Here is a 13,603-nt window from a genome sequence, read left to right as displayed (position 1 = left end):
CCGCGTGGCTTGGTGAAGAATGGGAGCCGTGAGCACAGACGACGGCAGCACGCCCGCACCGCGGAGGCGACGGAACCCGGCCACTGGATCTTCGGAGACGGCGAAGAAGTCCACCACCGCCAAGAAGACTCCGTCGAAGTCGACCGCGCGCGACACCGCCGCCCGTGCCACCGCCGGGAAGGCCAGAGTCCGCAAGAGCACTCCGGCGACCACCCGCAGCCGCAGCTCCGTGCAGGGCAACGCGCGCAACGCCGAGGAGTTCCGCGCCGTCCCGTCCGCGCCGCCCGCGGTCACCACCACCGCGCCGACCGCCGCCGAGACGCTGCCGGACGACCGGTACTTCAACCGTGAGCTCTCCTGGCAGGACTTCAACGCCCGCGTGCTCGCGCTGGCCGAGGACGAGTCGCAGCCGCTGCTCGAACGGACGAAGTTCCTCGCCATCTTCGCGTCCAATCTGGACGAGTTCTACATGGTGCGCGTCGCCGGCCTGAAGCGCCGCGACGAGACCGGCCTGCTGGTGCGCAGCGCGGACGGGCTCACCCCGCGCGAGCAGCTGGACTACATTTCCAAGCGCAACCAGGACCTGGTCGAGCAGCAGACCGGCGCGTTCGAGAAGGGCCTGCGCCCGCTGCTGGCCGAGCACGATATCCGGATCGTCGGCTGGGCTGACCTCACCGGCGCCGACCAGCTGCGGCTGTCCAGCTACTTCTCCGAGCAGATCTTCCCGGTGCTGACGCCGCTGGCCGTCGACCCCGCGCACCCGTTCCCGTACATCTCCGGCCTTTCGCTCAACCTGGCCGTCACGGTCCGCGACCCGGAAGGCGGCACCGAGCGCTTCGCGCGGGTGAAGGTGCCGAGCAACGTGCCGCGCCTGATGCGCGTCGAGACCGAGCGCACCAGCCGCACCGCGACGTTCCTGCCGCTCGAAGAGCTCATCGCCGCGCACCTGGGCGAGCTGTTCACCGGCATGGACGTCACCGAGCACCACGTCTTCCGCGTCACCCGCAACGCCGACTTCGAGGTCGACGAAGACCGTGACGAAGACCTCCTGCAGGCCCTCGAGCGCGAGCTCGCGCAGCGCCGCTTCGGGCCGCCGGTGCGCCTCGAGGTCGCGCAGGACATGAGCGAGCACATGCTCGAGCTGCTGCTGCGCGAGCTGGACGTCGACCCGGCGGACGTCGTCGAGGTGCCCGGCCTGCTCGACCTGACCTGCCTGCACCAGCTGTCCGGTGTGGACCGCAAGGAGCTGAAGGACCGGCCGTTCGTGCCGGCGACGCACCCCGCGTTCGGCGAGCGCGAGACGCCGAAGAGCGTCTTCGCGACGCTGCGCGAGGGTGACGTGCTCGTGCACCACCCGTACGACTCGTTCTCCACGAGCGTGCAGCGGTTCATCGAGCAGGCGGCGGCCGACTCGAAGGTCCTCGCGATCAAGCAGACGCTGTACCGCACCTCGGGCGACTCGCCGATCGTCGACGCGCTGATCGACGCCGCCGAGGCGGGCAAGCAGGTCGTCGCGCTGGTCGAGATCAAGGCGCGCTTCGACGAGCAGGCGAACATCACCTGGGCGCGCACGCTGGAGCGCGCGGGTGTGCACGTCGTGTACGGCCTGGTCGGGCTGAAGACGCACTGCAAGGTGTCGATGATCGTGCGCCAGGAGGGCTCGACCATCCGCCGCTACTGCCACATCGGCACCGGCAACTACAACCCCAAGACCGCGCGGCTCTACGAGGACATCGGCCTGTTCACCGCCGACCCGAGCATCGGCGCGGACGTCACCGACCTGTTCAACGTGCTCACCGGCTACTCGCGGCAGGACACCTACCGGACGATCCTCACCTCGCCCCACGGCATCCGCCGGGGCATCGTGCGGGCCATCGGCGAGGAGATCGAGCTGGCCCGCGCCGGGCAGCAGGCCGGGATCCGGATCAAGTGCAACTCGCTGGTCGACGAGCAGGTGATCGACGCGCTCTACCACGCGTCGCAGGCCGGGGTGCCGGTCGAGATCGTGGTGCGCGGGATCTGCACGCTCAAGCCGGGGGTCGAAGGGCTGTCGGAGAACATCCACGTCCGGTCGATCCTGGGCCGGTTCCTGGAGCACTCGCGGATCTTCAACTTCCGCGCCGGCGGCACGCACTGGATCGGCAGCGCGGACATGATGCACCGCAACCTCGACCGGCGGATCGAGGCGCTGGTCCGGGTGAAAGACCCGAAGCTGACCCGGCAGCTCGACGACATCTTCGACTCGGCGCTCGACCCCGCGACGCGGTGCTGGGTGCTGACCGCGAGCGGCGAATGGTCGCCGTTCCCCGCCGACGGCTCGCGGGTGCGCGACCACCAGCTCGAACTGGCGAAGCTGCACGGGGCCGCCGGATGACCCAGGAGGTACGGGCGGCCGGCGCGGTGCTCTGGCGCCGCGCCGGGAGGACGACGGAGGTCGCCCTGGTGCACCGCCCGCGGTACGACGACTGGTCGCTGCCGAAGGGAAAGCTCGACCCGGGCGAGACGATCGCCGAAGCCGCCGTCCGGGAGCTGCGGGAGGAGACCGGGTTCGACGCGGTCCTCGGCCGCTACCTGACCCGGTCGGCGTACCCGGTGCCCGCGAAGAACGGGTCCGGGACGGTGCCGAAGACGGTCGACTACTTCGCCGCCGAAGCGGTGTCCGGCGAGTTCGCGGTCAACCACGAGGTCGACGAGCTGCGCTGGCTCGACGCGCCGGCGGCGGAACGCACGCTGACGCGGCCGGAGGACGTCCGGGTGCTGCGGACGTTCTGCGAGCTGCCGGTGGGCCTGACGACGCTGGTGCTGGTGCGGCACGCGAAGGCGGGCAAGCGCGACGACTGGAACGGCGACGACGACCTCCGGCCGTTGTCGGACGCGGGACAGCGCCAGGCGTCGGCGTTGCGGCGGGTGGTCACGCTGTTCGGGCCGGACCGGGTGCTCTCGGCGCCGCGGCTGCGGTGCGTCCAGACGGTCCACGGCATCGCCGAGGACATCGGCGCCGACGTCCGGCACGAGCCGCTGCTGTCGGAAGAGGGCTACTGGCCCGACCCGGTGCTGGGGCTCGCGCGGCTGCTGGCGATCGCCGGTGACGGTGGGACACCGGTGATCTGCAGCCAGGGCGGGGTGATCCCGGACCTGGTGAGCGTGCTGGCCGACCGCGACGGCGTCGAGCCGGCGGCGGCGCGCGGCGGGGTGGTGCCGAGCAAGAAGGGCTCGTTCTGGGTCCTGTCGTTCCGCCCGCCGACCGTCCGGGACGGCCCGCTGCTGCTCTCGGCGGACTACCACCCGAGTGCGTTGCCGACTCCCTCCCCCAGCCACTCCTGACACGGACGGCCTGCGAACCGGCGCGACAGCGTCGTGACAGTGGACCTTGGTGTACTGGTCTCGGGCCCCGTTGGGCTGCGCCGGGCTAGGGGTACGGCGCATCCCGCGCGGGGAGTCGTCCCGCGGGCACCGTCGCCAGCAGGGCCTGGATCTCCGCGCTGCGGGGGTCCCCGAGGCGCTGGCTGACGGTCAGCGCCTCGGCCCAGTGGTCACGGGCCTCGTCCAGCCGCCCGGTGCGGTGGTTCAGCCGGCCCAGCGTGATGTGGACGTCGATGGTGCCGTAGTCCGCGTTCAGCTCCTTCAGCTCTTCGAGCGCCTCGAGACCGGCCTTCTCCGCTTCGTCGTGCCGTCCGGCGCCTTCGAGGGCCTCGGCGACGTTCCCCAGCGCGAGCGCCGCGTGGTAGCGGTCGCCGAGCTCGGCGAAGGCGACTCGCGCGGCCAACGCGGCTTCGGCGGCGTGGTCGTAGTCGCGCAGGCCGATGCGGCTGGCGCTGACGTTGAGGAGCGCGTGCGGGACGAAGGTGCGCTGCCCCTGGTCGCGGGCGAGGTGGACGGCCTGGAGCGCGTGGCGTTCGGCCTCGGCGTACTCGGCGCGGACGTAGTAGGCGCCCGCGAGGTTGGACAGGATCGCCACCGTGAGCGCCGTGTTCTCGCCGGTCTCCGACGCCGCGCGCGCCTCCTCCAGCGCTTCGAGCGCCTTGTCCGGCTGCAGGGTGCGCAGGTACGCCGAGCCGAGGTTGTTGGCGCTGTACTGGAGGCCGGTGCTGTCCCCCGCATCGCGCGTCGCGGTGACGGCGGTGCGCGCGGTGGTGATCCAGTCGTCGCGGTCGTGGCGCTCGGCGAAGAACCCGCGCAGCAGCCACGCCAGCTTCCAGGCGTGGCCGGGCCGGCCGTGCTCGGCGGCGACCCCGACGAGCGCGGTGAGGGCCGGGCGTTCGGTGGCGTACCAGGCGATCGTCTGCTCGTGCTGGGTGAACCGGACGGCCGGCACCGGCGCGGGGTCGAGCGTGATGTCCTCGGTGAGCAGGTCCGGCCGGACGAGCTTGATGGCTTCGGCGACCGTCGCGAGGTACCAGTCGAGCAGCCGCCGCAGCGCCGCAGCGCGGTCGGCCTCCGTCGTCTCGGTCTCGACGAGCTCGGCCGCGTAGACGCGCAGGAGGTCGTGGAACTGGTAGCGGTCGGTGCCGGGCTGGTTGAGCAGGTGCGCGGCGGCGAGCTGGTCGGCGAGCTCACGCGCCTCGCGCAGTCCGGCGCCGGCGAGCGCGGCGGCCGAAGACAGGCTGAAGCCGTGCCCCGGGTGCAGGCCGAGCAGCCGGAAGAACCGGGCGGCGGCCGGGCGCAACGCCTTGTAGGACCAGGAGAACGCGGCCCGCAGGTCGGTGCCGGCGTCCTGCGGGTCGCGCAGGGTGTCGAGCCGCAGCCGCTGGTCGCGCAGCTCCTCGACGATCCCGGCCAGGGAGACGCCGGAGAAGCGTGACGCGCGTTCGCCGGCCAGCGCCAGCGCCAGCGGCAGGCGGCCGCAGAGCTGCACGAGCTCGGCGACGGCGCCGGGTTCGGCGGCCAGGCGCCGGGGTCCGACACTGCCGGCGAGCAGCGCGGTGGCGTCGCGGTCGTCGAAGGAACGCAGGGCGATGCGCCGGGCGCCGTCGCGAGCGACCAGGCCGCGCAGCTGGTTGCGGCTGGTCACGACGACGAGGTTGCCCGTCCCGGGCAGCAGCGGGCGGACCTGGTCGGCGTCGCGGGCGTTGTCGAGCAGCATGAGGGTGCGGCTGCCGGCGAGCCGGCTGCGCAGCAGCGCCGAGCGTTCTTCCACTGTGGAAGGCAGGGTCTCGGGTGGGACACCGAGGGCCCGGAGGAAACCGGCGAGTGCGGCCTCCGGCGTCACCGGCGTGTCCGCGGAGTGGCCGCGCAGGTCGAGGAACAGCTCGCCGCCGGCGAAGCGGTCGCGGACGCGGTGGGACCAGTGCACGGCCAGCGACGTCTTCCCGACCCCCGCGGTCCCTTCGATGACCACGATGCCGGACGCGCCCCCGGGCGGGAGCCGGTCGAGCTCGGCGAGCTCCGGCTCGCGGCCGGTGAACCCGGCGACGTCGAAGGGCAGCTGCCGCGGCACGGTCGCGCCGGCGGCCGGCCCGGCGTCGGCGGCGAGCAGCTCGGCGTGCAGCCGGCGCAGGCTCTCCCCCGGCTCGACCCCCAGCTCGTCGGCCAGCAGCGCGCGCAGCCCGGCGTAACGGGCCAGCGCTTCGGCACGGCGGCCGGACCGAGCGAGGGCGCGCACCAGCCGTTCCCACAAGGACTCCCGCAGCGGGTGCTGGGCGACGAGGTCGGTCAGCTCGGCGACGAGCCGGGCGTCGGGCACCAGCCCGGCGTCGAGGTCGATGCGCTGCTCCACCGCGAAGAGGTACCGCTCGGTCAGCAGCGGGCCCCATTCCGCGGTGAGCGCGGGTGAGCCGACCCCTTCGAGCGGTGTGCCGCCCCAGGCGTCGAGGGCGGTGGTGAGCAGGTCGCGGCGGCGCGCGGGTTCCGTCGCGGCGGCGGCCTGGTCCAGCGTGCGCAGGAACCGCAGGGCGTCCACCCGGGACGGGTCGACGACGAGCCGGTACCCGTCCGGTTCGGTGACGACGGTTTCCTCGCCGCACAGCCGGCGCAGGCGCATTACGTAGGTCTGCAGGCTGCCCCGGATGTGCGCGGGCGGGGCTTCGCCCCAGACCCCGCGGGCGAGGGCGTCGATCGTCACCAGGCGGCCCGCGGACATCGCGAGGGTGGCGAGCAGCGCGCGTTGCCGCGAACTGGTCAGCACGACCGGCGAGCCGCCGGCGGACGCCTGGAACGGACCGAGCAGCCGGATCTCGATGGTGGTCGCCCCCAGGTTCGCTCCGCGCACCGCCGGGCCCCGCCGAACGCGGGCCCCGAGGAGGCAGCGTGGCACCACTCGGCCGGGCGCTCAAGCCACTTTGCGAAATTGCCCGGAACCGGTCCCGGGAACGGGTTCGGCCGGGCGGGAAGTCCGATGGGGACGGCGAATCACGTTGCGGGGTCGGTTGATCACGCGAACCGGGTGCGGCGCAGGACATCGCGTTCGGGCGAAAAATTGTTCATGTTCGCGACGGCGAAAACAGCGGCCGTGAGAAGGCCTCGCACACCTCGGCGCGGGGCCTTCCCACTCGCCTCACTTCTTCTTCGCGGCCGTCGAAGCCCGCCTCGCCGGCGCCTTGGCCGCGGCGGGCTTCCGCGGCGTGGCCGCCTTCGTGGCGGCGGGCTTCGCGGCTGTCGTCCTGGCCGCCGTGGTCTTCGCCGCGGTCGTCTTCGCGGCCGCCGCCCGCGGAGTAGCCGCCTTCGCCCGGGTGGTCGTCGTCTTCGGGGCCGCCTTCGCCGCCGTCGCACGGGTGCGCGTGGTCGTCGCGGGCTTCGCCGCCGCGGCGCGGGACGCCGTGGTGCGAGTCGTGGTGGCGCGGGTCGCCGTCGTGCGTGACGCCGTCGCGCGGGTTCCGGCCGCGGCACGCTTGACCGGGGTGGCCCTCGCGAGCTTCTTCGCGCCGGAAACGACGTCCTTGAAGGTGGTCCCGGCGCGGAAGGCGGGCACGTTCGTCTTCTTGACGCGCACGGCTTCGCCGGTGCGCGGGTTCCGGGCCGTCCGGGCCGCGCGGGCGCGCTTCTCGAACACCCCGAAGCCGGTGATGGTGACCTTTTCGCCCTTGTTGACCGTCCGGATGATGATGTCGACCAGACCGTCGACCGCCGCGGCGGCGGCCTTCTTGTCGCCCAGGCGCTCGGTCAGCGCCTCGATCAGCTGGGCCTTGTTGGCCATCGCAGTCCTCCCGGGAAGGAGCCCCTCGTCCTCGGCCGCGCCGGCCGATCTGCACCACGGTATTACCAAGGCAGCGCAAATCCAACCGGCCCGCGGGCGCCTTTCCGTTGCCCCGGGGCGGGTTCCGCCTCCCGGCGGCGATCTCCGGCGACTTGTTCCAGGACGCGCAAAAAGGGCGGGATCCCTTGCCCGGCAAGGAATCCCGCCCCGGAGACGGACTAGCTCGCGGCGACCGGGGTGGTCGTCGGCTTCCACGACGGGCGGGCCGCCTCGAAGCCGTCGATCTCACCGGCATGGCGCAACGTCAGCGCGATGTCGTCGAGGCCTTCGAGCAGCCGCCAGCGGACGTAGTCGTCGATCTGGAAGGGCGCGGTGAAGTCCTTGGCGCGCACGGTCTTGGTCTCGAGGTCGACCGTCACCTCGGTGCCCGGCTCGTTCTCGAGCAGCTTCCAGAGCAGTTCGACGTCGTGCTGCTCGCACTGCGCGGCGACCAGGCCGCCCTTGCCGGAGTTGCCGCGGAAGATGTCGGCGAACCGAGCCGAGATGACCGCGCGGAAGCCGTAGTCCATCAGCGCCCAGACGGCATGCTCGCGGGAGGAACCGGTTCCGAAGTCCGGGCCCGCGACCAGCACGCTCCCGCTCTTGAACGCCTCCTGGTTGAGGATGAAGTCCTCGTCGCCGCGCCAGGCGGCGAACAGGCCGTCCTCGAAGCCGGTCCGGGTGACCCGCTTGAGGTAGACCGCCGGGATGATCTGGTCGGTGTCCACGTTGGACCGGCGCAGGGGGACGCCGACGCCGGTGTGCTGGGTGAACGGTTCCATGGTGGGTGCTCCTCTCGGGAGGTCAGGCGGTGACGAGGTCTTCCGGGGACGAGAGCGTGCCGCGCACGGCCGTCGCGGCGGCGACCAGCGGCGAGACCAGGTGCGTCCGGCCGCCCTTGCCCTGCCGGCCCTCGAAGTTGCGGTTCGACGTCGACGCGCTGCGCTCGCCCGGCTTCAGCTGGTCCGGGTTCATGCCCAGGCACATCGAGCAGCCGGCCTGCCGCCACTCGGCGCCCGCGGCGGTGAAGACCTCGTCGAGGCCCTCCTCTTCGGCGGCCTTGCGGACGCGCATCGAGCCGGGAACCACCAGCATGCGGACCGAGTCCGCCACCTTCCGCCCGCGCAGCACCTCGGCCGCGGCCCGCAGGTCCTCGATCCGGCCGTTGGTGCAGGAGCCGAGGAAGACGGTGTCCACCGAGATCTCGCGCAGCGGCGTGCCGGGCTTGAGGTCCATGTACGACAGGGCCTTCTCGGCCGCGACGCGGTCGTTCTCGTCCGGGATCTGCTCCGGGTCGGGCACGTCGGCGCCCAGCGGGAGGCCCTGGCCGGGGTTGGTGCCCCAGGTCACGAACGGCGTCAGCGCGGCCGCGTCCAGGTGCACCTCGGCGTCGAACGCGGCGCCGTCGTCGGTGCGCAGCTGCCGCCAGTTTTCGACCGCGGCGTCCCAGTCCGCGCCCTGCGGAGCGTGCGGGCGGCCCTTGAGGTACTCGAACGTCGTCTCGTCCGGGGCGATCATCCCGGCGCGGGCGCCGGCCTCGATCGACATGTTGCAGACGGTCATCCGGGCTTCCATGGAGAGCGCCTCGATGGCCTCGCCGCGGTACTCGAGGATGTAGCCCTGGCCGCCGCCGGTGCCGATCTTGGCGATCACCGCGAGGATGATGTCCTTCGCCGTGACGCCGGGGCGCAGCTGCCCGTCGACCGTGATCGCCATCGTCTTGAATGGACGGAGCGGCAGCGTCTGGGTGGCCATGACGTGCTCGACCTCGGACGTCCCGATGCCGAAGGCGATGGCGCCGAACGCGCCGTGCGTGGAGGTGTGGCTGTCGCCGCAGACCACGGTCATACCGGGCTGGGTCAGGCCGAGCTGCGGGCCGATGACGTGCACGATGCCCTGCTCGGCGTCCCCCATGGGGTGCAGCCGGACACCGAACTCCTTGCAGTTGCGGCGAAGGGTGTCGACCTGGGTGCGCGAGACCGGATCGGCGATGGGGAGCTCGATGTCGACGGTCGGGACGTTGTGGTCCTCGGTCGCGATGGTGAGGTCGGGGCGGCGCAGCGGCCGCCCGGCCAGCCGGAGGCCGTCGAAGGCCTGCGGGCTGGTCACTTCGTGCAGCAGGTGGAGGTCGATGTAGAGCAGGTCCGGTTCGGCGCCTTCGCCTCGGCGCACGAGGTGGCTGTCCCACACCTTCTCCGCCAGCGTGCGGGCCTTGCCGGTCGGGCTGGTCATCTCCGGCTCCTTTCCACGGTCACTGTGGTGGTGGAACTCGGGCGCACACCTGCGGAACCGGTGCGAGCCGCGAACGGAGGGGCGCAGCTCGAGTTCGGGTTTCCCAGATACTGGACTTCCCAAAGTGCGGGACGCTAGTATCGGTTCGTGGGACAGCATAGCGGTATCGGAGTACTGGACAAAGCAGTGGCCGTCCTGCAGGCGGTCGCGGACGACCCCTGCGGCCTCGCGGAACTGTGCACGCGGACCGGTCTGCCGCGCGCCACCGCGCACCGGCTCGCGGTGGGCCTCGAGGTGCACCGGTTGCTGCGCCGCGGCCCGGACGGACGCTGGCGTCCCGGTACCGCGCTGGCCGAGCTCGCCGGCGGTTCGACGGACCCGCTGCTCGACGCGGCAGGCGTCGTCCTGCCGAAACTGCGCGACGTCACCGGCGAAAGCGTCCAGCTGTACCGGCGCGACGGCGTCCAGCGCGTGTGCGTCGCGACGGCGGAGCCGCCGTCCGGCCTGCGGGACACGGTGCCGGTCGGCTCCCGGCTGCCGATGACGGCCGGCTCCGGCGCGAAGGTGCTCGCGGCGTGGGCGGATCCCCACACGCAGCGCACGATCCTGGCGGACGCGGTCTTCGGCGAGCGCACGCTGCTGGAGGTGCGCCGGCGCGGCTGGGCGCAGAGCGTGGCCGAGCGCGAGCCGGGCGTGGCGAGCATCTCGGCGCCGGTGCGCGATTCGGCGGGCACGGTCGTGGCGGCGGTGTCGGTGTCGGGCCCGATCGAGCGCATCGGCCGCAAGCCGGGCGCCCGCTGGGCGGCCGACCTCCTCGCGGCGGCGGACGCCCTGCAGGAACGCCTGTAACTCCCGCCCCAGGAGTCACAGGCCGGCGTGCACCGTTCGGGGGAACCTCGCAAAACCCGCGTATTCGGTGACCGCGGTCACGTCTCCTTCCTGTCGGAAGCACAGAGGGGGAAGACCATGGACACCGAACTGAACCGCCGGGCGCTGGCGATGTTGAGAGCGGTCGGCGCCGGGCGCGCCGAGCTGACGTGCAGCTGCGAGCCGGACCTGCGGGTGGACGGCCTGCCGTGCTGCGACCAGGCGACGGCGCACGACCTGGCACGGGCCGGCCTGATCCGCCCGGCGCGGATGGTGGCCGTCGGGCAGTGGACGCGGGCGGAGCTGACCGACGACGGCCGGGAGGCCCTCGGCGAGACGCTCGCGGCGGCCTGACGCAACCGTTCGGGACACTCGCGCGTGTAGCCGCAAAGAGGGACCGCGAGGGGGAGCCATGAAGATCGTTCCGGGACTGCTGGGCGCGTGCCTGGTGCTGACCGCGTGTTCGGGGCAGCCCCAGGCCGCGGCGCCGACCGTGACCGTGACCGCGCCGCCGACCCTGCCGGCCACGCCGTCCGCCGACCCGGCCACGCTGAGCTGGATGGACGGCTTCTGCTCGGCGGTCAACGGCTACCGCAAGCGCACCGAGGCCGAAGCGGGGCAGTCGCCGGCCGAGCCGACCTCGATCGAGGAGGCGCAGAAAGCGATCAGCGCGGAGCTGGGCGGGATCGCGGCGCGCGCGGGCGAGGTCGTCGACAAGCTGACCGCGCTGCCGCCCGCCCCGGTCCCGCTCGCTGAAAAGGTGCGCGCGGCGTTCACGACGAAGTACACGACCTCCCGCGACCGGGCGGCGAACGCCAAGACCGCGCTCGACCGCGCGAAGCCGGGTGACGAGGCCTCCCAGGAGCCGGCGGCGAAGGCCATGAGGCTGGCCCAGCAGGACCTCGACGGCACCTACGACCCCGTGGCCCCGCTCGTGGAGTCGCCGGAACTGATGACGGCGGCGGCGAGCGCGCCCGGCTGCAAGGCCTAGCGGCGTTCCGGCGGCCCTTGCGGCGGTGCCATGAATGACTCATTCATGACCCCGACGACAGGGGTCCCGGCAAAGTCGGATTCGCACGGCGGCCAAGCTGCCATCGGCGACTGCCACCCCTGCGGCAGGCCGCCTCACCTCGCTCCGACCCCCGACGCAGTGAATGACTCATTCATGACGCTGGACGCAGTGAATGAGTCACTCACTGCCCTTCCGTCAGCGCCGCTTCAGGGACGCCTGCAGCGGCAGGGACCGCGACGAGTCGCCCACCTGCACCGTGAAGCCGCCCTTCACCGGCGACCACGCGTGGCTCGCCGCGTCCCACACCGAGAAGTCCCGCTGGTCCAGGTGGATCGTCACGCGGCGGGACTGGCCCGGCGCCAGCTCCACCCGCTCGAAGCCCTTCAGCTGCTTCGGCGGCTCACCCGCGGCCGCCGGGAAGCCCAGGTACAGCTGAGCCACTTCGGCGCCCGCCCGGCGTCCGGTGTTGCGGACCGTGAACGTCGCCGTCGCGCCGTCGCCGGTGGTGCGGACCGACAGCCCGGAGAAGGCGAACGTCGTGTACGACAGGCCGTACCCGAACGGGAACAGCGGGGCGCGGCCCTGCGCGTCGAACCAGCGGTAGCCGACCTGCAGGCCCTCCGAATACGTGGCCACGCCGTTGATCCCCGGGAACTGCGCCGGGGTGTTCGCCGGGGTGTCCGCGTCCGCCGCGGGGAACGTGATCGGCAGCTTCGCCGACGGGTTGCTGTCACCGAAGAGCACGCCGGCCACCGCGGCGCCGTCCTGCTGGCCCGGGTACCACGCCTGCAGGATCGCCGGCACGCTCGACGCCCACGGCATGAGCACCGGCCCGCCGCTCTTCACCACGACGACCGTGTGCGGGTTGGCCGCCGCGACCGCCGAGACCAGCGCGTCCTGGTTGCCCTCCAGCGCGAGGCTCGGCCGGTCCTTGCCCTCGGCTTCGTTGTCGCCGACCATCACGACGGCCACGTCGGCGGACGCCGCCAGCGCGGCCGCCCGCGCCGGGTCGCTCCCGTCGTCGAGGGTCACCGCCGCGCCCGGGACGCGCTGCCGCAGCCCCGGCAGCGGGTCCACTGTGGACGTCGGGATGACGGCCGAGCTGCCGCCGCCCCCGGTCTTGGCCTGCGTCGCGAACGGCCCGACCAGGGCGATCGACCGCACCGCACGGTCGTCGAGCGGCAGCTGGGCGTGGTCGTTGCGCAGGAGCACCATGCCGCGTTCGGCGAACTGCTTGGCGGCCGCGTCGTGCTCGGCGGTCGGCAGCGGGGTGAGCACCGGCGGGTGGTCGAACTGCCCGAAGGCGAACATCGTCCGGAACCGCGGCAGCAGCAGCTCGTCGACGCGCTGTTCGGTCACCTGCCCGGCGAGCACGGCCTGCTTCATCTTGTCGCCGTACCAGGTGCCGTCGATCATCTCGAGGTTCATGCCCGCGTTCGCCGACCCGACGGTGCTGTGCGCGGCGCCCCAGTCGGACTGGACGAACCCCTTGAACCCCCACTCGTCGCGGAGCTTGCCCTGCAGCAGGGCCTGGTTCTCGCAGACGTACACGCTGTTGATCTGCGGGAAGGCGCACATCACCGAGCCGGCCCGGCCTTCGGTGACCGACTGCTCGAAGTGCGGCAGGTAGATCTCGTTGAGGGTGCGCTCGTCGATGTGCTCGTCGATGCTGAAGCGCTGGGTCTCCTGGTTGTTCGCCGCGTAGTGCTTGACCTCGGCGATGGTGCCGTTCTCCTGGATGCCGCGGATGTCGGCGGCCGCGAGCGCCCCGGCGAGCACCGGGTCCTCCCCCATGCCTTCGAACGTCCGGCCGTTGCGCGGCACGCGGGCGATGTTGATGTCGGGCGCTTCGGACACGTTGTGCGCGAGCGCGCGGGTCTCGCTGCCGATCAGCCGGCCGTAGCGGCGCGCGACGTCGGTGTCGAAGGTCGACGCGAGCGCCATCGTGGCGGGCAGCGCGGTCGCGGGCTTCTGCGGTTTGTCGTCGGCGGGGCCCATGCCGGCCGGGCCGTTGGCGATGCGGAAGCCGGGCACGCCCAGGCGCGGGATCGGCGGCACGTACCGCTGGTGCTGGGCGTCGGGCTGCAGGTGCAGCTGCGAGATCTTCTCGTCGAGGGTCATCGCGGCGACGAGCTCCGCGGCCCGCCGGTCGGGCGGCTGGCGGGCGTCACGCCAGGGTTGCGCGGCGGCCGCCGCCGGCGTTGCCAGCGACAACCCCAGGACTACCACGAGAACGAGCCGGCCGTGACGCATCGCAGTCTCCCTCGGCACCGAACGGGATCGACGGCGGACAAGCTAACCCATACGTGACGGGGAAACAT

Annotated in this window: 10 protein-coding genes; 5 read left to right on the top strand and 5 right to left on the bottom strand. The window is 72.6% G+C overall.

Going from position 1 to position 13,603, the window contains the following annotated elements; translation table 11 throughout:
* Positions 1 to 19: 19 nt before the first annotated feature.
* Positions 20 to 2,374: an RNA degradosome polyphosphate kinase gene (locus ACZ63E_RS42540; RefSeq protein WP_465342002.1), complete on the top strand. Its 2,355-nt coding sequence runs from the start codon at positions 20 to 22 to the stop codon at positions 2,372 to 2,374.
* Positions 2,371 to 3,324 (top strand): NUDIX hydrolase, encoded by a 954-nt coding sequence (locus ACZ63E_RS42535; RefSeq protein WP_465342001.1) that lies wholly within the window; start codon positions 2,371 to 2,373, stop codon positions 3,322 to 3,324. The genes ACZ63E_RS42540 and ACZ63E_RS42535 overlap by 4 nt, the downstream gene beginning before the upstream one ends.
* 85 nt (positions 3,325 to 3,409) lie before the next feature.
* On the opposite strand, the gene ACZ63E_RS42530 is transcribed toward ACZ63E_RS42535, so the two are convergent.
* From ACZ63E_RS42530 to leuC, 4 genes are all read right to left on the bottom strand, one after another.
* Positions 3,410 to 6,208, bottom strand: a complete 2,799-nt coding sequence (locus ACZ63E_RS42530; RefSeq protein ID WP_465342000.1) for an AfsR/SARP family transcriptional regulator — start codon at positions 6,206 to 6,208, stop codon at positions 3,410 to 3,412.
* A 285-nt stretch (positions 6,209 to 6,493) separates the two neighbouring features.
* Positions 6,494 to 7,132: an HU family DNA-binding protein gene (locus ACZ63E_RS42525; protein ID WP_465341999.1), complete on the bottom strand. Its 639-nt coding sequence runs from the start codon at positions 7,130 to 7,132 to the stop codon at positions 6,494 to 6,496.
* A 218-nt stretch (positions 7,133 to 7,350) separates the two neighbouring features.
* Positions 7,351 to 7,953, bottom strand: a complete 603-nt coding sequence (gene leuD / locus ACZ63E_RS42520) for a 3-isopropylmalate dehydratase small subunit (protein WP_465341998.1) — start codon at positions 7,951 to 7,953, stop codon at positions 7,351 to 7,353.
* A 22-nt stretch (positions 7,954 to 7,975) separates the two neighbouring features.
* On the bottom strand, positions 7,976 to 9,403 hold the full coding sequence (gene leuC / locus ACZ63E_RS42515) for a 3-isopropylmalate dehydratase large subunit (protein ID WP_465341997.1): 1,428 nt from the start codon (positions 9,401 to 9,403) through the stop codon (positions 7,976 to 7,978).
* 147 nt (positions 9,404 to 9,550) lie between these two features.
* Here leuC and ACZ63E_RS42510 point away from each other — a divergent pair, with 147 nt between their 5' ends.
* The 3 genes from ACZ63E_RS42510 to ACZ63E_RS42500 all read left to right on the top strand — a co-directional run bounded on the left by ACZ63E_RS42510 (position 9,551) and on the right by ACZ63E_RS42500 (position 11,261).
* Positions 9,551 to 10,252 carry an IclR family transcriptional regulator gene (locus tag ACZ63E_RS42510; RefSeq protein ID WP_051183801.1) on the top strand — a complete coding sequence of 234 codons (702 nt, stop codon included), beginning with the start codon at positions 9,551 to 9,553 and terminating at the stop codon, positions 10,250 to 10,252.
* 117 nt (positions 10,253 to 10,369) lie between these two features.
* Entirely contained in the window at positions 10,370 to 10,624 is a 255-nt protein-coding gene (locus ACZ63E_RS42505) for a hypothetical protein (protein ID WP_465341996.1), read from the top strand.
* Positions 10,625 to 10,682: 58 nt separating this feature from the next.
* Positions 10,683 to 11,261: a hypothetical protein gene (locus tag ACZ63E_RS42500; protein WP_465341995.1), complete on the top strand. Its 579-nt coding sequence runs from the start codon at positions 10,683 to 10,685 to the stop codon at positions 11,259 to 11,261.
* A gap of 216 nt (positions 11,262 to 11,477) precedes the next feature.
* Here the strand turns inward: ACZ63E_RS42500 and ACZ63E_RS42495 are convergent, their stop codons facing one another.
* On the bottom strand, positions 11,478 to 13,535 hold the full coding sequence (locus tag ACZ63E_RS42495) for a glycoside hydrolase family 3 C-terminal domain-containing protein (protein ID WP_465341994.1): 2,058 nt from the start codon (positions 13,533 to 13,535) through the stop codon (positions 11,478 to 11,480).
* Positions 13,536 to 13,603 lie beyond the last annotated feature (68 nt).

The organism is Amycolatopsis sp. NPDC104819, assembly GCF_055583145.1.
The sequence above is the reverse complement of the archived record's forward strand: the minus strand, read 5'-3'. Positions and strand labels throughout refer to the sequence as shown.